The sequence below is a fragment of the Alkalimonas collagenimarina genome (assembly GCF_030717845.1).
Lineage (GTDB): Bacteria > Pseudomonadota > Gammaproteobacteria > Enterobacterales > Alteromonadaceae > Alkalimonas > Alkalimonas collagenimarina.
Genome location: NZ_JAUZVZ010000002.1, coordinates 140,644 through 164,935 on the forward strand (window position 1 = coordinate 140,644; position 24,292 = coordinate 164,935).

General features: G+C 47.5%; 20 protein-coding genes and 1 other RNA gene. 13 read left to right on the top strand and 8 right to left on the bottom strand.

Annotated elements, in window-relative coordinates:
• The first annotated feature begins 12 nt into the window (after positions 1-12).
• Positions 13-969: an acetyl-CoA carboxylase carboxyl transferase subunit alpha gene (gene accA / locus Q3O60_RS01885; RefSeq protein ID WP_305892203.1), complete on the top strand. Its 957-nt coding sequence runs from the start codon at positions 13-15 to the stop codon at positions 967-969.
• A gap of 7 nt (positions 970-976) precedes the next feature.
• Positions 977-2,311: a tRNA lysidine(34) synthetase TilS gene (gene tilS / locus Q3O60_RS01890; protein WP_305892204.1), complete on the top strand. Its 1,335-nt coding sequence runs from the start codon at positions 977-979 to the stop codon at positions 2,309-2,311.
• Positions 2,312-2,363: 52 nt separating this feature from the next.
• On the opposite strand, the gene Q3O60_RS01895 is transcribed toward tilS, so the two are convergent.
• Positions 2,364-3,263, bottom strand: a complete 900-nt coding sequence (locus Q3O60_RS01895) for a GGDEF domain-containing protein (RefSeq protein ID WP_305892205.1) — start codon at positions 3,261-3,263, stop codon at positions 2,364-2,366.
• Between the two features lie 161 nt (positions 3,264-3,424).
• Complete coding sequence (locus tag Q3O60_RS01900) at positions 3,425-4,567, bottom strand: patatin-like phospholipase family protein (protein ID WP_305892206.1); 1,143 nt, start codon at positions 4,565-4,567, stop codon at positions 3,425-3,427.
• 181 nt (positions 4,568-4,748) lie between these two features.
• Here Q3O60_RS01900 and Q3O60_RS01905 point away from each other — a divergent pair, with 181 nt between their 5' ends.
• The gene (locus Q3O60_RS01905) at positions 4,749-5,672 is read left to right on the top strand and encodes a DUF3014 domain-containing protein (protein WP_305892207.1); all 924 of its coding nucleotides are present in this window, start codon (positions 4,749-4,751) and stop codon (positions 5,670-5,672) included.
• A 68-nt stretch (positions 5,673-5,740) separates the two neighbouring features.
• Positions 5,741-5,837, top strand: an RNA gene (gene ffs, locus Q3O60_RS01910) — signal recognition particle sRNA small type.
• A 55-nt stretch (positions 5,838-5,892) separates the two neighbouring features.
• Here the strand turns inward: ffs and Q3O60_RS01915 are convergent.
• Positions 5,893-6,153: a late competence development ComFB family protein gene (locus Q3O60_RS01915; RefSeq protein ID WP_305892208.1), complete on the bottom strand. Its 261-nt coding sequence runs from the start codon at positions 6,151-6,153 to the stop codon at positions 5,893-5,895.
• Between the two features lie 137 nt (positions 6,154-6,290).
• Here Q3O60_RS01915 and Q3O60_RS01920 point away from each other — a divergent pair, with 137 nt between their 5' ends.
• Entirely contained in the window at positions 6,291-7,388 is a 1,098-nt protein-coding gene (locus Q3O60_RS01920) for a tryptophan 2,3-dioxygenase family protein (RefSeq protein WP_305892209.1), read from the top strand.
• Here the strand turns inward: Q3O60_RS01920 and Q3O60_RS01925 are convergent.
• The 4 genes from Q3O60_RS01925 to dinG are packed head-to-tail and all read right to left on the bottom strand — an operon-like array spanning position 7,359 to position 11,698.
• The gene (locus tag Q3O60_RS01925; protein WP_369812613.1) at positions 7,359-8,294 is read right to left on the bottom strand and encodes a histone deacetylase family protein; all 936 of its coding nucleotides are present in this window, start codon (positions 8,292-8,294) and stop codon (positions 7,359-7,361) included. The genes Q3O60_RS01920 and Q3O60_RS01925 overlap by 30 nt on opposite strands.
• Positions 8,291-8,836, bottom strand: coding sequence for a primosomal replication protein PriC (gene priC, locus Q3O60_RS01930; RefSeq protein ID WP_305892210.1), 546 nt, complete (start codon positions 8,834-8,836; stop codon positions 8,291-8,293). The genes Q3O60_RS01925 and priC overlap by 4 nt, the downstream gene beginning before the upstream one ends.
• A 26-nt stretch (positions 8,837-8,862) precedes the next feature.
• The gene (locus tag Q3O60_RS01935; RefSeq protein ID WP_305892211.1) at positions 8,863-9,642 is read right to left on the bottom strand and encodes a sulfite exporter TauE/SafE family protein; all 780 of its coding nucleotides are present in this window, start codon (positions 9,640-9,642) and stop codon (positions 8,863-8,865) included.
• Positions 9,643-9,652: 10 nt separating this feature from the next.
• Positions 9,653-11,698, bottom strand: coding sequence for an ATP-dependent DNA helicase DinG (gene dinG / locus Q3O60_RS01940; protein ID WP_305892212.1), 2,046 nt, complete (start codon positions 11,696-11,698; stop codon positions 9,653-9,655).
• A gap of 301 nt (positions 11,699-11,999) precedes the next feature.
• Between dinG and Q3O60_RS01945 the strand changes: the two genes are divergently transcribed.
• The 3 genes from Q3O60_RS01945 (at position 12,000) to Q3O60_RS01955 (ending at position 19,212) form a co-directional block, all read left to right on the top strand.
• A complete protein-coding gene (locus Q3O60_RS01945; RefSeq protein ID WP_305892213.1) occupies positions 12,000-14,858 on the top strand; it encodes a TonB-dependent receptor plug domain-containing protein in 2,859 nt (952 codons plus the stop codon).
• A gap of 531 nt (positions 14,859-15,389) precedes the next feature.
• Entirely contained in the window at positions 15,390-18,200 is a 2,811-nt protein-coding gene (locus Q3O60_RS01950; protein ID WP_305892214.1) for a TonB-dependent receptor plug domain-containing protein, read from the top strand.
• Between the two features lie 67 nt (positions 18,201-18,267).
• Entirely contained in the window at positions 18,268-19,212 is a 945-nt protein-coding gene (locus Q3O60_RS01955) for a class I SAM-dependent methyltransferase (protein WP_305892215.1), read from the top strand.
• A 364-nt stretch (positions 19,213-19,576) separates the two neighbouring features.
• Here Q3O60_RS01955 and Q3O60_RS01960 read toward each other — a convergent pair whose 3' ends face one another.
• Positions 19,577-19,924 (bottom strand): TraR/DksA family transcriptional regulator, encoded by a 348-nt coding sequence (locus tag Q3O60_RS01960; protein WP_305892216.1) that lies wholly within the window; start codon positions 19,922-19,924, stop codon positions 19,577-19,579.
• Positions 19,925-20,150: 226 nt separating this feature from the next.
• Here Q3O60_RS01960 and Q3O60_RS01965 point away from each other — a divergent pair, with 226 nt between their 5' ends.
• The 5 genes from Q3O60_RS01965 (at position 20,151) to recR (ending at position 24,201) form a co-directional block, all read left to right on the top strand.
• The gene (locus Q3O60_RS01965) at positions 20,151-20,273 is read left to right on the top strand and encodes a hypothetical protein (protein WP_305892217.1); all 123 of its coding nucleotides are present in this window, start codon (positions 20,151-20,153) and stop codon (positions 20,271-20,273) included.
• Positions 20,274-20,368: 95 nt separating this feature from the next.
• A complete protein-coding gene (apt, locus tag Q3O60_RS01970; RefSeq protein ID WP_369812615.1) occupies positions 20,369-20,914 on the top strand; it encodes an adenine phosphoribosyltransferase in 546 nt (181 codons plus the stop codon).
• Between the two features lie 12 nt (positions 20,915-20,926).
• On the top strand, positions 20,927-23,164 hold the full coding sequence (gene dnaX, locus Q3O60_RS01975) for a DNA polymerase III subunit gamma/tau (protein ID WP_305892219.1): 2,238 nt from the start codon (positions 20,927-20,929) through the stop codon (positions 23,162-23,164).
• A gap of 85 nt (positions 23,165-23,249) precedes the next feature.
• Entirely contained in the window at positions 23,250-23,576 is a 327-nt protein-coding gene (locus Q3O60_RS01980) for a YbaB/EbfC family nucleoid-associated protein (protein WP_305892220.1), read from the top strand.
• Positions 23,577-23,598: 22 nt separating this feature from the next.
• Entirely contained in the window at positions 23,599-24,201 is a 603-nt protein-coding gene (recR, locus tag Q3O60_RS01985; protein ID WP_305892221.1) for a recombination mediator RecR, read from the top strand.
• Positions 24,202-24,292: the final 91 nt, after the last annotated feature.

The following is a 24,292-nucleotide window of genomic DNA, read 5'->3' on the forward strand; positions in this document are numbered from 1 at the left end:
GTTTGACGACTCATGATGTTAAATTACCTCGAATTTGAGCAGCCGATCGCGGAGCTGGAAGCAAAAATTGATGAGCTGCGTAATGTCAGTCGCAATGGCGACTTTGATCTGGGGCTGGAAGAAGAAGTCAATCGCCTGAAAGAAAAAAGCCTGGCACTCACCAAGAAAATTTTTGCTGAGTTGGGGGCCTGGCAAGTGGCGCAATTAGCACGTCATCCGCATCGTCCTTATACGCTGGATTACATTGAACATATGTTCACTGATTTTGACGAGCTGGCCGGTGATCGTACTTTTGCCAACGATGTTGCCATTGTTGGTGGTACTGCGCGTTTGGATGGTAAGCCAGTGATGATCATTGGCCATCAGAAAGGTCGTGATACCAAAGAAAAAGTACGTCGTAACTTTGGTATGCCCCGACCTGAAGGCTACCGCAAAGCGTTACGCTTAATGGAGATGGCTGAGCGCTTTAAAATGCCAATTATTACCTTTATCGATACCCCGGGTGCCTATCCTGGTATCGGCGCGGAAGAACGCGGTCAAAGTGAAGCCATTGCACGTAATTTAAAGGTGATGGCTGGCTTGAAGGTACCGGTGATCTGTACTGTAGTTGGTGAAGGTGGCTCTGGTGGCGCTTTAGCCATTGGCGTGGGCGATCGTGTCAACATGCTGCAATACAGTACCTACTCGGTGATTTCACCGGAGGGCTGTGCTTCCATCTTATGGAAAAGTGCCGATAAAGCTCCATTGGCAGCTGATGCCATGGGGATCACTGCGCCTCGTTTGAAAGAACTGGATTTAATCAACCGCGTGATTACTGAACCTTTAGGTGGAGCTCATCGTGCGCCTGAAGAAATGGCGCTGTCGTTAAAAAGCGTGATCCTGAATGATCTTGAGCAGTTGGAGACCTTGTCTGTGCAGGAGTTATTGGATAAACGGTACCAGCGACTGATGTCATTCGGCTACTGCTAACCTGCCAATGAAAACCCCTGAGCGAGACGAGCAGCTGCAGGACTATCTGGCTGCTTGTCTGCAAGCTCATCACCCGAAAAAGGTCGTGCTCGCCCTTAGCGGTGGTCTGGATTCGATGGTGTTGCTGCAATTGCTTTATCAGTTACAACAACAGGCACCATGGCAACTACTCGCTGTTCATATTCATCATGGTCTGCAGCCTGATGCAGATCAGTGGTTGTTATTTTGTCAGCAGCAATGTCAGCAACGGGGCATCAGTTTTGCCAGCCATCACCTGCAAATAAGTGGTCAGGACAATCTGGAAGCGCGGGCTCGGCATGCGCGTTATCAAGCACTCGAACCTTACTGTGATTCAGCAGATACCTTATTACTCACGGCTCACCATGCGGATGACCAGCTGGAAACTCTGTTACTGGCGCTGAAACGTGGCAGTGGCGTGGCGGGCTTGGCTGGTATTGCAACAAAGCGCCCCTTTGCTGACGGTGTATTAGTTAGACCGTTATTGCCATTCAGTCGTTTTGAGCTCGAACAGTATGCTCAACAGCATCAGCTAGACTGGGTGGAGGATGCCAGTAATCAGGATAGCCGATTCGATCGAAACTTTTTGCGGCAACAGATCCTGCCTTTACTGACAGAGCGATGGCCGGCATTCGCCCACACAGCGAGCAGAAGCATGGCCCATTGTGCCCAGGCCCATCAGCAATTACGTGCCATAACTGCTGATATGGCAAGCCAATGCATCCGCTCGAGTGGTGAATTACAATTATCTGCACTGGCTCGTTACCCGAAAGTACAACAAGATGCCATCATCCGTTACTGGCTGGCGCCGTATCAACTCAACCCAACTCAACGCTGGTTACAGACACTGCATCGTGACGTGATTGAAGCACGACAGGATGCATCACCAATATTGCAGCTTTCAGATTGGCATATTCGACGTTACAACGAGCAGTTGTATGTGCTGCAAAATAATACCGAACAACCTGTTGACAGGACATTGAGTTGGCAAGGGGAAGCTGAGCTGCAACTACCGGAAAGTCTGGGGATACTGCGCTTTAGTGTGAAACAACCGAAAGATAGTGCTGACTGGTTGCCGCTACAGTTAACAGAGGCGGGCGTGACGGTTTGTTTTGGCACCATGAGTGCCCGTTTTAAACCTGCTAATGTACCTCAGCATAAACCGCTGAAACAGTGGTGCCAGCTGTGGCAGATCCCTCCCTGGCAGCGGCAGAGATTGCCTTTGATTTTCCAGCAGGGCCAATTAGTGGCAGTAGCAGGATACGCAAGTGCTTGCCATGCAGAGCAGGCTACGGTGTGGCTGAACCATCAGCGATCTGATTGAGCTACTTACAGAACTCTGAAATAAACATCCAGAGGTTGTTAGGGGAGAGCTATCAGGCTCGGCGCACTCGGTTTTTACCTGCCTCTTTGGCGGCATACAAGGCTTTATCCGCTTGTTGAAATAATTCATTAGGGTTTTGATGTGGTTGCCACACAGCAATGCCAGCGCTGGCAGTGACCTGATAGTTTTGACAACGGTGATCGCGATTAATAGCTTTTACCAAACGGTGTGCTATCAGTTCTGTACTGGTCACATCATCGCCACTCAATATAACGGCAAATTCATCGCCGCCGAACCGGAATAAGCTATCGGTACAGCGTAAAGTTGAATGCATCGATTCAGCGATGGCAACTAAGATATCATCACCAGCGCTATGGCCATAATCATCATTCACTTGTTTAAAGTTATCCAGATCAAGCAGGATGACGGCACAACTTTGTTGCAAGCGATCTGCCAATCGAACGAACTTATCCAGGCTGTCATCAAAAAAACGACGGTTGCCTAACCCTGTCAGGGTATCTTTCATTGCCATTTGCTGTAAGCGTGTAACTACGAGTGCATTGCGAAGTGGATACAACCACTCAACTTCAAGTGTTTGCAGCTGCTTGCAGAGCAGGGGCGTGAAAGGCTGATCACTGCTGTATTGAATCTTGGCCAGACACTGCTCTTTCAACATGAGTAAACTGCGGTGTTGGTAACTTGCTTCTGATGAGCCTGGTGCATTAAATTCACCAATGGCGGTTTGTAACTCGACCCCACTAAGCGGCAGAATATTGCCAGCTGCCATGGAAAAGAATTGCAATTGCTCCCTGATGTCTAAGCTGGTTTGCAGTTGGGCTAGCAGGCTTTGGCTGTCATCAGTCGGCAAGGTACGCCAATACTCATCCGTAGCCACAGCCGCATAGCTTGGTGCTGTCGGTAAGGAAATCTCGGATAAAAAACAGAGGGTCATGGCAGCGTCCTTAATCATTCACTGATGAATTTTAAAGCAAAAACCATGCCTATTTGTTAATAGACTCATGAATCAAAGAGTTAATCCAGGTAGGTGGATGATTCAAGGATGTAGAATACGTTTGTGCGGTTTTTTTGACTCCTTACTTGCCAAAGCGCCCACTAGTCACTTTCCAAAAATTCTATAATGGTATCGAGTTGATGCATACCATCTTCGTAGCCAATATCGATCAATCGTCGGGTGAAGTCTTGTTCAAATAATAAATAACTCGCCAAGCTGGAGTCAGAGTGCTGACCAATACCCAGCATGCGAAATAAAGTACGCACGGCCAGCGGCAGTGATAAAAAGTGCTCACTGGCAATTTGATTAAAGTTTTGGCTGGGGTTTAGCAGCAAACTATCGATGGGCTTCAATTTGGTCTCAATACCATGTTGCTGCATCGTTGCTATGGTGCTGTTGATGCGCTGCATCCGCTCCAGATCGGAGTTCAATGTATCGGCAAACACTGTATCCAGCAGGTGACCGGCAATGGTTGCAAGCCCCGGGTGGTGTGGCAAGCGTTCACTCATATCATGGCTTCGGGGCTGTTCGAGGCCAATAATCAAAATTTTCTCAGCACCTAAGTGTATGGGGGCACTTAGCGGCGATAATTGATTGACTGAGCCATCGCCAAAATACTGTTGATGGATCCGCACCGAAGGGAACACCACTGGAATAGCGGCTGAAGCCAACAAGTGATGCAAGCCAAGCAATGTCCGCTGGCCACAGCGTTTAGCACGGCGCCACTCATTGGCACTGTCGGATTGAAAAAAGGTCATTGAATCGCCATTGCTATAGCTTGATGCTGTCACAGAGACACTCGATAAATAGCCGCCCATGATATTGCGATCCAGTCGTTTTAAGTCGAGGATTTTGCCTAGCAACCGCTGCAAAGGCGCGTTATCAAACAAACTGACGGGACGCTTATTGGCGTAATCTGCCTGAAAGGCGCTAAAAGCACCTCGAAGTAAATGTCTGAATACACGTGGGTAATCAGAATAATACACCTGATTGGTATGGAACTGTCGCCACACCCATTCGATTTTCTTTACCCCCAGGTGAAAACATGAGGCATAACAGGCAATGCCAGTGCCATTGATGGCTCCGGCCGATGTTCCACAAATAATATCAAACGGAATTTTACTGTTGCGGGGGTAGCGGCTGGCAATCGCTTTTAGCATACCGACCTGATACGCTGCTCTGGCTCCACCTCCTGTGAGTAACAAAGCAATTTTTTTTCGACCAGAGGGTACTGTCTGTCTCATTCAGCTGAACTTTTTTTGTTGCTATCGCTCTGTTGCTTAAGAGAAACTAAGCATACGCGAAGCCATTGATGTAAGATTCTTCTATTGTATGCGTAAGCGGACAATAGTGCGACCTGACTTTAGTCTGGTTGGCTTACTCATCAAATGCAACCCGCTTTTTTATTATTCATCAGAGGTCGACATGACAGAACATGAACCAACACCGGCACCTGCATCAGCACTCGGGCAGCATTATTATTATCTTGGGTTAGCTGCTGTCGTAGCCGTGATCCTGATTGCCAGCTGGCTGCTGTTTCGCAGCCCGCCAGCTGAGGATGTGGCTCCGTCGCCTGCAGTGGTGTTCGAGCCGGTACCCCAAGCTGAAACGATAACCCCGGTACCGGACGAACCGGAGTCTGTTGATGTGATTGAGAATGAAGCGACCGTTGAACCAGTTCCCGAGACAGACCTTGCAGTCGAAATCGTTCCCGTAGAGATCGAGCCAGTGGCGGTTGAGCCTGAAGTTGAGTTGCCCCTGCTGAATGAATCCGACGCTGAAGTACATTCAGCCTTACTGGATTTATCGTGGCGGCCGGGTTTGGCAGGTTTGTTTGTGCAAGAAGACATGATCCGCCGCTTTGTGGTACTGACGGATAATGTCAGTCGTGGACAAATCAGCAATGAACAGCAGGTGGTGCAGCAACCCGATCAGCCTTTTGTCGTCCAGGCAGATGGTGAGGAGTACCGTTTAGACCCGGCTGGCTATCAGCGCTATGAACCCTATTTAGCATTACTGGAAAGCGTGCCGGTAGCGACACAGGTTCAGTTGTTGCAGCAGTATCAACCGTTGTTTGAAGAAGCCTTTAATGAACTTGGCTATCCAGATACCAGTTTTTATAAGCGATTGATAGAAGCGATCGATTATGTACTGGATCAGCCAATTCGTGATGGTGTCTTCCTGCTGGAAAGGCCTTCGGTGATGTATCAGTTTGCGGATGCGGACTTGGAAGCCATGACGGATGTACAAAAGCAGTTAATACGGATGGGTCCAGATAACCAACAACGCTTGAGCGAATTATTGCAGCGGTTAAAAACTGAGCTGAAGAGTCAGCAGTCAAGCAACTAAGGTTGCAACCTCGGCAGGTTTTGCGCATAATGCGCGCCTGCCATCCTTATGGCACACTATGGTAACCCCATGGGTCCTCTCGCAATGCTAATAGGTGAACCCGGTCAGGTCCGGAAGGAAGCAGCCGCAGCTTATGACGCATGTGCCGGGATGTGGCTGGTGGGGTTGCCACCCACCCCACACCGAAGTAGTCAGCCAATTAAATTCTGGTTCTGGACGATTAATTCTGATTTTGTAAGAAATCGACCGCTTTACGCACCGCCTCTTCGACCTTCATTTGCATCTCAAAACGCTCGCTTTGTGGCAGATAAAATGCCATATCCACTTCGTAGCGGATATAGCGAGGCGGCAGCTGATTGAGTACGATGCAGCTCAGATCGGCCAGATAATCTGGATCTTTATCCTTGTCCAAGCCTTGCTCGCTAATGTGATCAATCACTAATTTTTCGTAATAGTTATGGATATCGTCATTCAGGGTCATAGTGGTTCTTCTTTGAATGTAAAGCATGAATTACTGTCACCAAGCATAATCGTCTTTGGCCAAAAAAACCACCACATTGGTAATGTGCTGCTGCATTGCTACAATACGGCATAATTCCCTCACGAATTTGGTAAAACATGCAAAAAAATCAAAAACCTTGTTATTACGGCGACTACTTGCAGCTGGATAAAATTCTGACGGCTCAAGCGCCAGAGAGTGCCCGTTATGATGCCGAGGCACACGATGAAACCCTGTTTATTATTGTGCATCAGGTGTATGAGCTCTGGTTTAAACAGATTTTGCATGAATTGAAAGCCGTACTGGACGTCTTTTCTGCCGAATCAGTAAAAGATGAGCAGCTAACAGGGATAGTGCATAAACTGAAACGTGTGATCAGTATTCAACATTTGCTCAACCAACAAATTGCCGTGATTGAAACCATGACACCGCAAGATTTTATGTCATTTCGTGATTATTTGGTGCCGGCCTCTGGTTTTCAGAGTGTGCAGTTCAAAATGCTGGAAATAGGCTTGGGGCTGAAGAGTGAGTACCGCATTGATTTTGATAAAAACTCATTTTATACCCGTTTAAATGAGCAAGACAGAACCTTTCTGGAAGGTCTGGAGCAACAACCTAGTTTATTTGAACGCATTGAAAAATGGCTGGAGCGGATGCCATTTTTAGAGCAGGGTGATTTTAGCTTTTGGCAGCTCTATCAACACGCCACTGATGCCATGCTGTCTCGTGACCAAGCCATCGTCGCTGGCATAGAGCACATTGCTGAGCCTGAACGCGAGCAGCAATTGAAGGAGATTGAAAAAACCCGGGTGAAGTTTGCTGCTTTATTGGACTCTGATCAGTATCTGGAGCTACAACAGCAAGGTTCGTTCCGGTTAAACCAGCGCGCCATGCTGGCCGCATTATTTATTAATTTGTATCAGGAAGAGCCGGTGTTTAATCTGCCCTTTCAGTTACTCACTTGCTTAACCGAAATTGACGAAAACCTGACCATTTGGCGATACAAGCATGCCATGATGGTACAGCGGATGCTGGGCATGAAGATGGGCACTGGCGGATCGTCCGGGCACGATTATTTAAAACGGACCACCGAAAAAAACCGTATCTTTACCGACTTATTTCATATGGCGACGTTTTTACTGCCGAAAGCCGATTTACCAGCCTTGCCGAAAGATCTGAAAAAGCGTTTAGGTTTTTATTTTGCTGGCGAGAGCTAAATCATTGAGTGTGAAAGCGGCTTTAAACAGTTGCAGATGCAGCTGGGTCAGAGCCGCCAGATCACGTTGATAACCACCACCAATTACAGCAGCAACAGGTATCTGGCGCTGCTGGCAGCTGGACAATACCAATAAGTCCCTCTGGAATAATGTATTAGTTGATAATTGAAAGTGGCCAAGCTCATCCTGTTGATGGCAATCTACTCCGGCATCGTAGATCACCAGCTCAGGTTGGAACCAGTTCAATAGACAATGCAGGGCTTGTTCAACCTGTTGTAAATAATCATCATCCTGAATGGTGGCTGGTAAAGACAGATCCCAGTCCGATTGTTGCTTGCGGTAGGGGAAGTTTTTCTCGCAGTGAACCGAACAAGTAATAATGGAGGGATCATCGGCTACCAGCAAGGCGGTCCCATCGCCTTGATGCACATCCAAATCGAAAATTACAATGCGTTTCACGCCTTGTTGTTGCAACGAGCGAGCAGCAAAGACCAAATCGTTGAATAAACAAAAACCAGATCCTTCAGCATAAAACGCATGATGATAGCCGCCACTCAAATGCAGTGCCATGCCTTGTTGCATGGCCAGTTGCGCGGTTAATAAAGTACCGCCCAGCGATGTCAGAGAGCGCTCAATCAGTTGAGCGGACCATGGAAAACCTATGCGTCGCATCGCTTTTGCGTCCAACTGGCCGCGACATAATTGGGTGATGTATTCGGGGCAGTGTGTGTGATGCAATTGACTGGGATGAATTGGGTCGGGCTGATGAAAGATCTCAGGAGGTGCTCCAATATCCTGCAGCCGCTGATACAGCCATTGATACTTACCGATTGGATAACGATGTCGTTCCGGCAGCTCAAGTAGGCTGTAGCAGGGGTGATACACCAGTGCGGGTGAATGCATCATGAGCGTTTTGCTTGTTCCAATTGCTGGATCTGCTGCTCCACGTCGGTAATGGCACGGCGACAGCGACCAAGTCGTACTTGCAGCGCTAAGGATTTTTGTACGGCGTCTGCCTCTGTTTGTGCCAGTCGTACCATATCTTCCAACCGTTGTTCGAATTCTTTGTATTCACTCAGTTGTTGATACAGTTCACGGCTGGAGCTGGTGATGGCCTGAACCAGCGATTTTGCTTTAAACCGGCCCGGCTTATAGCGAGCGCGGGTTGTTATATTGGCAAAGCCACGAGTCAGCGCACTGCACTGGGCGGCAATACGCTCCACCAGGTGGCGTTGATGCGCGGCTGACATCTGCGTTGCTGAATGTGTCAATTGCTGAAGATTATGCAAGGCAGCATCGACATAATCGGTTAAGTAGGGTGAATGGCAGCTAAATAAGGCACTATCAAACCAGTCGAGGGGCTTACCCGGCAATGGCTTGCGATCCAGCTCTTTGGCTTGTTGGCGTAAATGCTGTAACCGTTGTTGTAATTCTGCAAGTTGCGACATATCAGGGTTGCCTTATCTACAGTCAGCTAGTTCCAGGCTTGCCAGGCCAAACGCAAAGCAATGGCGACCACCACCATGACAAAAACCGGCCGGATAAAGCGGCTACCAAAACGGATCGCTGAGTGCGCGCCTATCCAGGCACCGAGCATAAGGCATAGCCCCATAGCTAATCCTAGCATGATATGGACATGCCCCAGCAGCAAAAAGACCACCAATGAAAAGCCATTGCTGATAAAGTTCATGGTACGGGCCACACCACAGGTCAGCAGTAGATTAATACGATACATCGCCATGGTCGACACCATCCAGAAAGCACCGGTACCCGGGCCTGCAACGCCATCGTAAAACCCCAGCACGAATCCTTGGCTTCGCTGCTGCCAAAAGAGCTTACGGCTTTTCTTTGGCAGCTCCAACTGGTCGTCAGGCACAATGCGATTGAACAAGGTGTAAATGGCCGCTAAAAGAATAATGACGGGCAAAAATTTCTCTAACGCTTCGCGGCTAAGCTGGTCTACCACCAGAGTGCCGATAACAGCGCCAATAGCGGTATAGAGTAAGCTTCGCTGCCAGAACTGTGGCTGAAATAGCTTTTTTCGGTAGTAGGTTAGCGAGGCAGTGAGGGAGCCAAAAGTTGCTGCCAGTTTATTGGTACCGAGCGCCACATGAGGTGGTAAACCTGCGGTCAGCAACGCAGGAATAGTGAGTAAACCACCACCGCCGGCAATGGCATCAATAAAGCCGGCCGCAAAGGCAACGGCACAAAGCACAAGAAGCAAGCTGGGGTCAATGGCGAGTTCAGCGAACAAGGTGATTCTCTTAATAATGAATATGGCGTTTAAAAGGCGGCAGGGCATCCAGCATGGCTTTGCCATAAGTTTTACTGACCAGCCGACGATCGAGAATCACAATCTGGCCGTGATCCTGCTCTTGTCGCAACAGTCTACCACAAGCCTGCACCAGTTTCTTTGCTGTTGCCGGTACGGTCAGTTGTAAAAAAGGATTGCCGCCACGCTTGGTCACGGCTTCACTCATCGCTTCTTCCAACGGGGATGTCGGGACGGCAAAGGGCAGCTTGGTGATCACCAGGTTGGTTAATAATGAACCGGGTAAATCAAGACCTTCAGAAAAACTCTGCGTGCCGAATAAAATACTGGTTTTACCAGCTTTTATCAGTTGCTGATGCTGGTCAAGTAAACTCTGTCGTGCGGCTTCACCTTGCACCAACAAAGAAAATCCTTTTTGACGCAGTGACTCAGCAACCTCTTGCATTTGCCAGTATGAAGCAAACAACACCAGACTGGCTTCACCCTCCGGCAAATAATCCGGTAATACCTGACAGAGCTCGGCAGTAAATGTTGGCGCTGTGGGCTCATGCTTCATCATGGGTAATATAACGGTACCTTGCTCAGCATAGCTAAAAGGTGAGCTCACTTGCAGGGTACGAACCCCTTCAAAGTCATCGAGTCCGAGCTCTTTAAGCGGGTAGCTAAAAGAGTTTAATGAGGTCAGTGTGGCTGAGCAGAGAATGCAGGCAAAGGCAGGACGAAACAGCAATCGATCCAATTGAGCTTGCAACAGCAAAGGGCTGGCAAAAGCAATCACCTGATGGTCGTTATCTTCCGCTTGTTCAACCCATCGGGCTTGATGCACCAGTTTATCCTGCGCTTGAGCATACAAATGCCATAGTGCCTGATGCTGGCCGAACCTTTGATCAAAGAAAGACAGTTCTTGCAAGGTTGTCGAGATTGCTTTGACGGGCAACAGCTGCTCGGTAATGGCCTCGCGTACTTGCTGATGTAGCTGTTCAAGCTTATTCAAAATATGCTGGCTTAGTTGTGCCAGAGACTCTGCTTTATCACTAATGACCAAGGGCAGAGCGGCATCAGTAAATCGATATTGCTTACTCCCTTCAAACCAGCTGCGGGCATAGCTGGGTACTTGCTGGCTGATGATGCTGTACTCACGACGAAAGTCGTCTATATGATCTTGCAGTTTCAGTAAGGTTTTTAGTGACGACTCCGGTAAATTCGCCTGCATCCGTTGGCTAAACTTAAGGGCTTTTTCCAGCCAGCCCTCTTGCTGTAACAGTGGGCAGCTGGCCGAAAAAAAACTGCGAGCGCTATCGACTAGATGATGTCCTTCATCAATAACATAAATACTGTCTTCAGGGGCTGGTAATTGGCTATTGCCAGCATCGAGATCGGCCAATAAAAACGCCTGATTGGTGACTAGTACATCCGAGTTGGTGATTTCGGCTCTGGCCAAATGAAAAGGGCATTGCTGATGGCGGCGATTGCTACGGTGGCAATGAAAGGGATCCGCTTGAATGTCTTGCCAAAGACTATCGGGCACCGCAAAGGGAAGGCTATCCCAATCACCCAGCCAGCTACGGTTGTGCCAGGCTTTCAGCAGCTTCTCTAGCAGTCGCATCGATTTGCTTTGAGCGGCAGGGAATAACTCTGGTTGCTGCAGTCGTTCCGTTAAGCGCTCTATGCAGGCGTAGCGCTGGCGGCCTTTGACCAGACAAAACTCAAACTCCAGCCCAGCATGACGCTGAAAAAAAGGCAGATCTTTGCTGACCAACTGTTCTTGCAGGGCAACGGTGGCTGTTGCAATAACTACTTTTTTATTTTCAGCCAAAGCATAAGGTATGGTTGCCAGCAAATAGGCCAGTGATTTACCAGTTCCTGTGCCGGCTTCGACCAGTGCAATGCGTTCGTGCCGGTGATAACTGCCTGCTATAGTATGAGCTATTTCAGCAATCAGCTTGTTTTGACCAGGACGAGTGCGATAATTCGGTAACGCACTTCGTAACTGGTGCTGAGCTTTGCGAATCTGTTGTTGGAGCTGAGCAGTAAGCATAGACGATGAGCTGGATGTATATACAGCTGCCTAGTCTATTTTAAATCATGCGCCAGTGCAATTAGGTAGTAAAGCATATATGGTAGTGCAGTTTTGAAGCGTAACCTGCTTCGTGTTCCATTTATCGCAAAAGTTCAGATTAATGGTTGACCTTAACTTTGCTAAATGTGTAACATCATGTGACACAAAGCCCTTGTGACGGTTTATGCAGGGTTGTTTTGTTGGATTTTGATTTTATTACTCGCTATCTGTCCACAATAATTTGGCTGTCGCAAAGTACGGCATCCAGGGAGACATAAACATGTATAAAAATAATAAGCTATCCAAAGCCGTGCGCCTCGCAATGGCTTTTGGTACTGTAGCTGCGGTTGCTTTTCCGAGCCACGCTATTGCCAATGTTGACGAAGAAGAAGCCGCTCCGGTTGAGCGTATTGAAGTAACTGGTTCACGTATTCGCCGTTTAGGTGAAATCGCACCGACACCAGTTACCGTGATTACTGGCGACTCCATTGTCGATTCTGGTGTCACTAACGTTGCTGATTTACTGCACCGTATGCCCAATACCTTGATTGGTCTGTCACCAGAAACCTCAAATAACACCATCTTCGCCAGTGGCTTGAACAACACTGACTTACGTGGTTTGGGTTCAAACCGTACCTTGGTACTGGTCAATGGTCGCCGTTTTGTTTCAGGTGCTCCGGGTAGCTCTGCAGTAGATTTAAACAACATCCCTACGGCCATGATCGACCGTATTGAAATCACGACCGGTGGTTCATCTGCTGTGTATGGTTCTGATGCTGTGGCTGGTGTTGTTAACATTATCACCAAAACATCTTATGATGGGGTGACTCTTGATGTCTCTACCACTCAAACCAGACAGAGTGGTGGTGAAGAAGAGTACGCCTCACTGACTTTTGGTGCTGATTTAGGTCGTGCCAGCTTCATTTCAAATTTAAGTTGGGCGCGCCAAAAGCAAATCTCTTTCATGGATCGCGATTTCTTACGCAATGCACCCATCGTCATCCGTAACCCTGATTTGATCTCTGGTGATCCAAATAGCCCATTAGCTGTGGTTTGGGGCTATGGCGAGCAAGTACTGGCGTCCTACACCAAGAGCGGTACTTTTTCCGCTGGTGGTACTCGTTACACTTTCTCTGACGACGGTTCGTTGCGTCCTCAGCAGCTGGGTCAACCTTTACCGCCATTAACCTCCGGCCGGGTCGATTACCTGGGTGGCGAAGGGTATAACTTTGCTGAAAACTCCTTCATGCGTACCCCACTTGATCGTATAAACTTCATCACCAACATGAGTTATGAGTTTAATGATGATCACCGTATGCAGGTTGAGTTTAACTTATCTAAAACCGATGCGTATGGCGAAAGTTCACCTGCGTTCCTTAACCTGATCACGCAAGGTGACAATGCCTTGTTGCCACAAGATGCCCGTGATCTGATCAGCCAGCAAAATGTCGGTGCTACCTATCCTAACGGTGCTGTTAGCATGGGTTACCTGGCATCAGACTTTGGTAACCGTCAGTATTCTCAAGACCGGACTTTAGCTCGTATTTCGATAGGTTTTGATGGTGCGATTAACGATAACTGGATGTACAATGCTTATTTGACTTCAGGTCATGTGCAGGCCGATACTGAATGGTATGGCGAAATGTATGAAGATCGTTTCTACGACGCGGTTGATGCCATTGAACTTGATGGCCAGGTTGTTTGTCGTGATGAAATTGCCCGGGCTCAAGGTTGTTTGCCGCTGAATATCTTTGGCCGTGGTATTTATGATGCAGATGCATACGACTGGGTTAGTACTGATGCTATCCGTCGCTCTTCTATCCAGCAGCACGTGGCTGGTGTATCGGTGAACGGTGATATCATGGAGCTGCCTGCAGGTTGGTTGGCAGCAGCATTCGCTGTGGAGTACCGTAAAGAAAAAGCGAAAACCTTACCAGATCCTGCGATGCGTGCTGGCTTGCTGTTTAACAACCAGTCTCAACCTCTAGATGGTGAGTTTGATGTTAAAGAAATCTCAGCAGAATTCTCAGTGCCATTGTTTGAAGGTTTGCCATTTATGGAAAGCCTGACGTTTGAAACTGCTGGCCGTGCCATGAACTATTCCACATCAGGTTCTGATACTGCCTGGAAAGTAGGCTTGAACTGGGAAGTGAATGATGAGCTGCGTATCCGTATCAATCGTTCTAAATCAGTACGTGCTCCTAACATTACTGAGTTATTCGCCCCACCGGGTCAGACTTTCGCCGGTATTACCGACCTTTGTGCGACCAGTCAGCGCGACGGTTTAAACCCGGATTATCGTGAAAATATTCTGAATAACTGTGCGGCTCAAGGTATCCCGACAGATTTTGAACCATCACCTGAGTGGTTTGGTTCAACTCGTCCTGGCTTTATCATTGGTAACACAGATCTGACGAATGAATCTGCCAAAGATATCACGATTGGCTTTGTCTACAACCCAAGCTTCGTTGACGACTTAAGTATCACGGTCGATTACTGGAAGTTTGACATGTCGAACATGATCCAGTCTTTCACGGCTAACAACCTGGTTCGTTACTGCTATCAGTCCAATTCAATTGACAATGTGTATTGTCCGCTTCTAGAGCGCGATCCGGAAACATTTGAAATTGTAAACTTCTTCCAGAAGCCAATTAACTCAGCATTAAGTACTACAGCTGGTGTTGATATTGAGACAAACTACCGTCTTTCTACCGATATTGGTGACTTTGGTATCCGCTGGATTGGTACTTACTTAGCTGAGCGTACCTTTAACCAAACTGGTTTTGCTGAAGATGAAATTGTACAAACGGGTGAGCAGGCACGTCCACGCTGGCGTAACCGTTTGATCAGCAGCTATTCGTACAAAGATGTATCGGCTGTGTTAACCATGACACACCGTAAAAACTCTGTAGTGAATAATCAGTGGACTCCAAATCAGAACAACTATAACGATGTTCCTTCTTACATCACGTGGGATTTAACAGGCCGTTATAATGTAAACGACGATTTGCAGGTACGGGCTGGTATTTTGAATATGTTTGACAAGGCGCCTCCTCGTCTTCCAAACATGTACAATAATGGTAACTACTACGATATGATGGGCCAACGCTTTACCTTAGGTGTGAACTACACCTTCTAAGCAAGCACTGTAATCAGTATCTAAAACCAGCGCTTACTAGCGCTGGTTTTTTTTGAGCTAACCATTCTAAACAGTCTTTTTATCCTATTCCTGCTTTCAGCTTCAAGTAACTCCTACGTGTTCAATTTTCTTCAACTTAGTTAAAAGTTCATTTGCATGAATACTTAAGTCAAGTTATTAAATGGCTTTGTGTACATTTTAATTTACATGCTGTTCTGCAAAGAAACAGCGGATAAGTTGCAGCTAACATCAGCTAAAGGGGCAGAAACCCTCAGGTTGAAGCATATCCCTCGCTTTTGTTGAGTCGTTTTTATATCGCTCTATAGCCTAATTTTGGTTGTACATCGTATTTGTATTGCAGCAGATGAAAAAATTGTTCCTTAAAATGAGTTGACCCTATGGAAAAAATACGTTTATTATCAAGCGTGACAAACGGGTGTATTCCCGTGTTCAACGGCCGGTCAGCTGCCGAAAAAGGCTGATAACCGCAAAAAATAGAATCACTTTTACCAGTGATCCAGGGAGAAATACATGTATACAAATAATAAACTAAGCAAAGCTGTGCGCTTGGCCATTGCTTTTAGTGCTGCCTCAGCGACTGCTTTTACTGCTCAGGTAGCAGCCGCTGACGAAGAAGACACGGTTCGCGTCGAGCGCATCGAAGTAACTGGTTCACGTATTCGCCGTACCGATCTTGAACAGTCTGTGCCTATTACGGTTATTGACCGTGATGCCATTGATTTATCTGGTCAGACATCTATTACTGATGTTATTCGTGGAACCGCATTTAACAGTGCTGGTTCTTTCCGTCCTCAATCAGGTAATGCTGCTCAAGGTACTTCTACTGTAAGCATGCGTGGTTTAGGTGCATCCCGTACCTTAGTTCTGATTGATGGCCGTCGTTTGCCAACATCACCTTCAACTGGTTCTGGTCAGGATTTGAACGCTATCCCATTGGCGGCAGTTGAGCGCATCGAAATTTTATCTGATGGTGCTTCTGCTGTTTATGGTTCTGATGCCATCGGTGGTGTAATCAACGTCATCACCCGTCGTGACTTCAATGGCGTTGAATTGCGCATTGGTGCGTCAGAGGTATCGTTGCCAAGAGAGGGTGGTGGTCGTGAAGAAGGTTCAGTTGTCTTCGGCTCATCAAATAATACCACTCGTATGGTTGGTGGCGTGTCTTGGAATAGCCGTGATATCATCTTTGAAAATGCTTATGATTGGGTCGTTCCAGGTAACTCTATCTACGGCAACAACTACACTGAAGCTAATAATTCTCAAGGCTTCCGTTCTATTCCCGATGGTTGTACTTCCCAAGACTTTATCTTAAATCCTGCTCAAAATAACAGTGCAGTGCTTGCGCCAGGTGAAGATCCAACAGTCTTAGATACGTTCCAACAGTGTGGGTATAATTTTAATGCCACCAACGCCAATGAAGCCTCTACCGCTAACCGTGGTTTGTTTGTAAAAGTTGAACACGAGATTAACCAAGACTGGACTATTTTTGCTAATGTAAATGCTGCCAAAACCAAGTCCTTTGGTCGTTATGCACCATCTTTGAATGATCCTGGCAGTCTGTTGCGTGCAAATAGCTGGAATAACCCGACGAACCCAGCTAACATTGATGCTGGTGGTGTCTATGATGCAGCTGCTGTAGATGGCAGCCGCGATGTACCGCGTGTTGACGCTGATGGTAATGTGACAAGTGCTTTCCCTAATGCAGGCGAAAATCGTGATCTGAAATACTGGCACCGTTTTGCATCAATTGGTGATCGTGATAGTTATGTAGATAACTATGCGACGGACTTGCTAGTTGGTGCTCAGGGCCGTGTTGGAGATATTGATCTAGACTTCGGTGTTCGCACTAGCAAGAGTAAATCTTTCGATATTGGTTACAACTATTTGCTGCGCTCAGCAGCTGACACTGCCGTGAACATAACCACGGAAGAAGTTGCTGCCGGTATGGCTGCTGACCCAAATTTTGTTTTCTACGATCTACGTGATCCACTAGGTTCACGCTACGACAGCAACCCAGATCAAGCTGGTGCTTATCAGCAGCTGATCAACGGTATGAACGTAACCATTTCTCGCGTTAGTCAGTTTGATCAACAAGAAGCGTTTGCTTCTGCAGCCTTTGATGTGTTCGAGATGAATGCTGGTATGGCGCAAATGGTTGTTGGTGCTGAGTATCGTAAAGAAACTTATGTCGATCAGTATGATGCATTGTCAGAAGCTGGTGTGGTAGGCGGCTCTGCTGGTAACTCCGCTGGTGGTTCACGTAACGTTAAATCGGCTTACTTCGAAGCTTTATTCCCGATTCTGGATAACTTGGAAGCGACCTTAGCAGGTCGTTACGATAATTACTCTGATTACGGTAGTGATTTTTCACCAAAAGTATCTTTGCGTTATGAACCAATGGATGCGCTAGTTCTCCGTGCTTCATATGGCAAGGGTTTCCGTGCTCCAACGCTTGATCAGATCACCATGGCACCATCTTCAGGGAATCCGGCAGTGGAAGATCCAGCCACCTGCTTGAACTTTGGTAATGATTTTGACTGCTCGGTTCAGGTGCGTCAACTTACTCAAGCCAACCCGGATCTTGAATCAGAGCAATCTACCCAGTATGCGCTAGGTGTTGCTTATCAGCCAACTGACTGGTTCAACTTTGCTGTTGATTATTACAACATTAAAATCGAAGATAGAATCGCGCTATTTGGTGCGGTCCAGTTAATTGCTTTGGAAGCAGCTGGCGATCCAATTCCTGCTGGTTTAGGTGTGACACGTGGCGGTAACCCGCAAGCAGTTCCTGCTGGTAGTCCAGCACTTCCTATTTTGGGTGTAAATGGCGGTTATGCCAACCAAGGGGACTGGGAGACATCTGGTCTTGATTTTAACTTCAGAACTAACTTCGATTTTGGTCAGTTTGGACGTTTGAATCAGAATCTGCAATTAAGCTATGCGTTGGAAAGTAAAGTAGATGGTGGACGTAATCTGGTTGGCGAGCGTAACCCTGGTATCCCAGGTTCTATGCCTCGTAGCCGTGGTACATTGAATAACGTTTATGCTTTCCATGACTTTGACTTCAGTTGGAACATCAACATGATTGAAGGTCAGAACCGTTATAATAATCTGGATACACAGCCTCGTTTGGGTACATGGATTACTCATGATTTGCAAGTTGGCTATAGCACTAGCTGGAATGGTAAGGTGACCATTGGTATGCTGAATGCCTTTGAGAAAAAACCTGAGCTGATTTCTGCAGGTGGTCGTAACTACAACTTTAACTTGTACGATGCATTTGGTCGCGTTTCTTATATTCGCTACTCGCAATCGTTCTAAGCTAATGTTGTAATTTAAAAAAGGCAGGGTTATCCTGCCTTTTTTTATGGGCATATGGTAGTGATCTATGGAGCACTGGAACAGCTATTGGCATCAAACAAAGAGTCTGAATAGCTTTGCGGAAGATGAGTCTTCACCCGGCTATAATGGGGCTGTATTAGACTATTGGCATCAGTTGTTTGCATCATTTCCAACTGGTAGTACCATCCTGGATGTAGCGACTGGTAATGGGGCTTTAGCTGTCTCTTTGGTGGACTTTTCCAACACAGTAAAAGCAAACTTTCAGGTTTTGGCTTCTGATCTTGCTGCTATTCAACCACTTAGCACCATTGCCGCACAACCGGATGTTCTCAAGCTATTACGTCAAGTTTGTTTCTATTCTGAAACACCTACTGAGCAGCTCCCCTTCGCTCAGAACAGCCTTGACGCTGTGATCAGCCAATTTGGTTTTGAATATTCGAAGCGAAAAGCAGCAATGCAGGAGGTTTTACGAGTTCTTAAACCCACGGGGTCTTTCAGCGCTATGATCCACCATAGAAGTTCTGTTTTGACGAAAGACTGTGAAAGCGGTCTGGCTTTTTACAGCGATGTTGCAGACTGTCATTTTTTTGCTGTCGCTACGGAGCTGCTTACGATAGCAGACAGTGAGCCGAAACAACTTAGCAGCCAGCAGCGTACACAATACCTCAATAAAAAGTTGTTTAAGTTGGCACAGGACTTACAAGGGATATGTGTCAATACGACTAAAGAATACTGGTGTCAGGATTTCCTGCAACGTGTCTCACCACTTTTTATGCAAGTTAAACCTGGACATCTGCAATTACTTAAGAGATTTCAACATGATATTTTGAGCCATGAGGCTCGTCTGAATGATCAGCTTGCATCTGCATGGTCTGAACAGGATGCAGAAGATTTTTCTGCTTGCGTTTTGCGAGCAGGACACCAAAGTAATATCTCCCCATTCTTATTGGACAATGACCTTTTTGGTTGGACATTAAAAATGACAAAGTGAATCCTTGTTCCCAAAAAAATTGTAATTAAATGTACAAAACATTTTTTTAGGTTGTAATTGTGATAAATTTGTTTTTTATTAAGGTTTAAGGGAGGAGAAATAATGAGGACGTTTTTTTTAACTATTGCTATGGCATGTGCTCTTGGAGCTTGTCAGTCGACAGGCACAGCTCACAATGCTAATAGTGAAGAAAATGTTGAAGTGGCATCAGCAGACGGACCTACCGTGTATTGCCGAAATGAACGGTCAACTGGTTCGAATTTGAGAACAAGAGTATGTCGGACCGCCGAACAAGTAGAGCAAGATCGCGATGAAGCTGAACGCATGCTACGCGATAATGTGGGGCAAGCTGCAAGCCCGCGAGCTAACGGGGGTTAGAACATATTTTGCAACGCTGCTCAGTCGGATCGGCATCCAGCCGATCCAGTTCTATCTTTGCTTCACAATCACAACAGATACCATATAATCCAATCTCCATCTGACTCAAAGCGGCCTGAATAGCTTCAAGCCGGACACTCACTTCTAGTAACCCCGGCGTTTGCCATTGCAGCAAAACCTCAGGCCAGCGGGCTATGGTGAGTTGCATCAATCTAAGCTCCAGTTGCTGGAACTCTACCCGGTTTTGCTGAGCCAAAAAATCCATGATCTGTTGCTGCAGCAGCTGTTGCTCATTGAGTAAGCGAGTGCGTAATTGGTTCAAGCGAATAGACATGATGTGCCCTGATACTTGCAATATAGGGTAGTTTTACCTAAGTTAGTTGGTCGGGTTGTGATGTACATCAAACAAGACTGCAGTCTTGATGCATTTTGACTGGGCATGGTTTGATTTACATACAGGGCCACCAAGCTAAGTCTTGCTTTCATCACTAAAGGGATAGTGCAACGAGTCAGGATCGGCTAAAATAAAGCGCTCTGACAGATGAACAATGAGGTATATTGTGGCGGATGAAAACTTCAAAGAAAGCTTTAGCTTAGTGCAATTCTCCCTATTTTTAGTGGTCTTTGTGCTGTTATTACTGCAAGCTCCAATCGTGCGTTGGCTGCAGGTCGCCATGGGCTAACCCGGGCTAAATACTACAAAACCGCCTTGGCGGCTTTCTCATGAAAACTAAAGCCATCCTGGTGGCAATGAATAAACAACAGGTTCCTAACTATGATGACAGTGGCGCTTTCAGAGCAACTCAAGCAGGTAATTAAAACGGTGCCTGATTATCCGAAACCGGGTATTTTATTTCGTGATGTAACTAGTCTGATGCAAGATGGCCCAGCGTTTGCCGTGGTGATCGATGCTTTGAAACATCATTTTGCCGATCATGGCATTACCAAGGTGGTCGGTACTGAGTCCAGAGGGTTTATTTTCGGTGCGCCTTTGGCCTATGCCTTGGGGGTTGCTTTTGTGCCCGTGCGCAAGAAAGGCAAGCTCCCACGGGAACGCATTCAGCAAAGTTATCAGCTGGAGTATGGTGAAGATATTCTTGAATTGCATCTCGATGCCATTCAGCAAGGCGACAAGGTGTTAATGGTCGATGATTTATTGGCCACGGGAGGCACCATTGAAGCGACCACCCAGCTTATCCGCCGTCTTGGTGGTGATGTAGCCCATGCCGCTTTTGTCATTGCGTTACCGGAACTAGGTGGTGTTGAGCGACTGGAGAAAATGGGCTTAGAGGTGTTATCCCTCGTGGACTACGACGGCCACTAAAGCGGAGTACGCATGAGTTATCAGGTACTGGCACGAAAATGGCGACCACAGCAATTTGCCCAATTGGTTGGACAGAGTCATGTCAAGTCAGCTTTGATCAATGCGTTGAACTCAGAGCGATTGCATCATGCGTATTTATTTACCGGCACCCGGGGGGTCGGGAAAACCACTATCGCCCGTATTTTTGCCAAAAGCCTGAACTGTGAAACCGGAGTAACCGCTGAGCCTTGTGGTGTTTGTAGCAGCTGTCAGGAAATTGAAGCTGGTCATTTTGTTGATTTACTGGAGATTGATGCAGCGTCCAGAACGAAGGTAGAAGATACCCGCGATCTGCTGGATAATGTGCAATACGCTCCGACTCGTGGTCGCTTCAAAGTGTACTTGATCGATGAAGTGCATATGCTGTCCCGCCATAGTTTCAATGCCTTGTTAAAGACATTGGAAGAACCCCCCCCGCATGTGAAGTTTTTACTGGCTACTACGGATCCGCAAAAGCTACCTATTACGGTATTATCGCGTTGCCTGCAATTCAGTTTAAAAGCCTTGTCTGAAACAGATATCAGCCAGCAGCTGGCCACCATTTTGCAGCAGGAGCAGATACCTGCTGAGGATGAAGCGCTTCGCTTGCTGGCTAAAGCAGCGCGGGGCAGTGTGCGTGATGCACTGAGTCTGACCGATCAAGCCATTGCTCAAACCAACAGCCAGATCACAGCCGATGCCATCCGCGACATGCTGGGCTTTTTACCGCAGCAATGGGGCCAGCTGTTGATGCAAAGTATTGTGCAACAAGATGTATCAGCCATGCGTCAGCAGCTTGAACAGCTTTTAGCACAACACAGTCAGCCGACTCAGTTGTTGGATGATTTACTGGCGCTGTTGCATTATGCGGCCATCTGTCAGTTTCAGCCTGATGCGGCCGAATTGGCGGGGCCACAAGCAGATTACGTTCGCCAGTTAGCACAAGAGCAAAGCGCGGAAAGCTTGCAGTTGTATTATCAATTACTGATTTCTGGTAAACGTGAGCTGGCTTTTGCTCCGGATGTTCGCGCTGGTTTGGAGATGGCGCTCCTTAGAGCCTTGTTATTTGTGCCTGCCGGCACCCCATTATCATGCGAGCCACCAACGGAACCAAAGCGAGTACCGAATGCGTTAGCTCAGCACGAGTCAGCTCAAAAAAAGCCAGCTCAGAATGAATCAGCGGCTACGTCAATAGCGCCAAAATCGATGCAGGTACAACCGACTCATGCTAAAGAAGCCCAAACGAGCCAGAGTATGGCGATGCGAGCGACTTCATCGACTGAGTCCAACGTGGAGGAAACCACAGGATCTCAAGCGGGCAATACATCGATCGGTGAGAGTCAATCACCATTAAACGTCACTAAGTCTAGGCCTGCTTTTTCTGAGCCCCCGGCTCAGCCAGACGCAGTACAACAGGACGTGAAACCCAGCCGTATTGATCCGATCACAGCAAGTATCATGGCGCGTCGGGGCGTCCAGGTTGAAGTGGCTGCGGCAGCCCAGCCATCTGAGGCTACAGCGTCAACAGCTATGCACATTTCGGTATCACCGCACGCTGCAGCAACAAAGTCTGAACAAGCACTATTGAATGATGTGGTCGATGAGCAGGTGTATGACGCTACAGGAGAGCAAAGCTCATCAAGTCCTCCGCCGTGGCCAGATATTGAGCAGACTGTTCGTGATGACACGACTGCTGATTCAGCACAATCGCTAAATCAGACACCTCAAGAGGTCGTCACGACGACAGCGTCAACTGAAGCGATTCGTGCAAAAAAGCCTGAGCGCCGACAGGCGCAGCAATTATTGGCGCAAGAACTTGATGCTGATGGCTTTGCCACTCGGTTCGCGGCAGAAATAGATGCATGGGCTCAGCAGATTGAGCAGGTGCAGGCCGGTGGTTTATACCGCTTGTACTTGATGCATGCCGTGCCGCAACAAGAACAAGAGGTGCTTCGTTTGACGGTGGCCAGCAGTCAGCAGCATTTGGAACGGCAGCCAGACTTTTTACCAAAATTGACCGAGCTGGTGTTGGCGGTATTTCCAACCGCAAGCCGACTCGAGATCCGCTACCAGCCTGAAGTGGCTGATTGCCCTATGTCTATCCAGCAGCAGCTTGATCAGGCTCGTTTTCGCTATGTACAACGGGTGATGGAGCAAGACCCTGTTTTGATCCAGTTGCAGCAACAATTGGCGGCCAATTGGGTGGAAGATAGTCTGGTGGTCAATTCATAATTTTTTGTGTATGCTGGCGCGGTTTAGCCAGTATTGTTTACCGGTACAAGTACCTTAGCCATGAATTTACGTAGGAGAACCGACCATGTTTAAAGGTGGTATGGGCAACATGATGAAGCAGGCGCAAGCCATGCAAGATAAAATGCAGAAAGTGCAGCAAGAGATTGCCAATATGGAAGTCACTGGTGAGTCTGGTGCTGGTATGGTCAAAGTGACCATGACCGGATCACATAGCGTTAAACGCGTGCACATTGACGATAGCCTGATGGATGATGATAAAGAGATGGTCGAAGATTTGGTGGCTGCCGCTATCAATGATGCTGTGCGTCGTGTTGAAGACACCAATCGTGAAATGATGGCACAAGTCACTGGCGGCATGCAGTTGCCACCGGGCTTTAAGATGCCGTTTTAAGCTAAGTTAGACAGGAATAGATATGACCGATGCTTTGCCGCTATTGCAGCAACTGATCGATGCGCTCAAGGCGTTGCCCGGTGTTGGGCCCAAGACTGCTCAGCGTATGGCGTTTCAACTGCTTGAGCGCAATCGGGATGGTGGTAAAGCACTTGGCGATGCGCTGCTAAAAGCGATGGAGCATATTGGTCATTGTGCACAGTGCCGGACTTTTAGTGAGACCGAGTTGTGCGCTATTTGCCGTGATGTCGAACGTGGGCAGTCCTCCTTGCTTTGTGTGGTCGGGTCGTCGGCTGACTTACAAGCTATTGAGCAAACTGGCCAGTTCGATGGCCGTTATTTTGTGTTGATGGGACAGTTATCGCCGTTGGACGGTATAGGGCCGGCGGAGCTGGGCTTGGATGTTCTGGAACAGCAACTCAATGCCGGGAACATCGAAGAAGTGATCCTGGCGACGAACCAGACCGTTGAAGGCGAAGCCACGGCTTTTTATATCGCCGAACTGTGTCATCGCCGTCAGATCACAGTTTCCCGTCTGGCTCAAGGTGTTCCCTTTGGCGGTGAATTGGAATATTTAGACGGTTCCACCTTGTCTTACGCCTTTAGCGGCCGAAAATCGTTCTAACGCTTGAAATCAGCCTCACACTTCCCCATATAGAAATCATCTTGATACAAAGCGAATCTGCCGGGTTCGCCTCGTATTCCATTTGTTATGT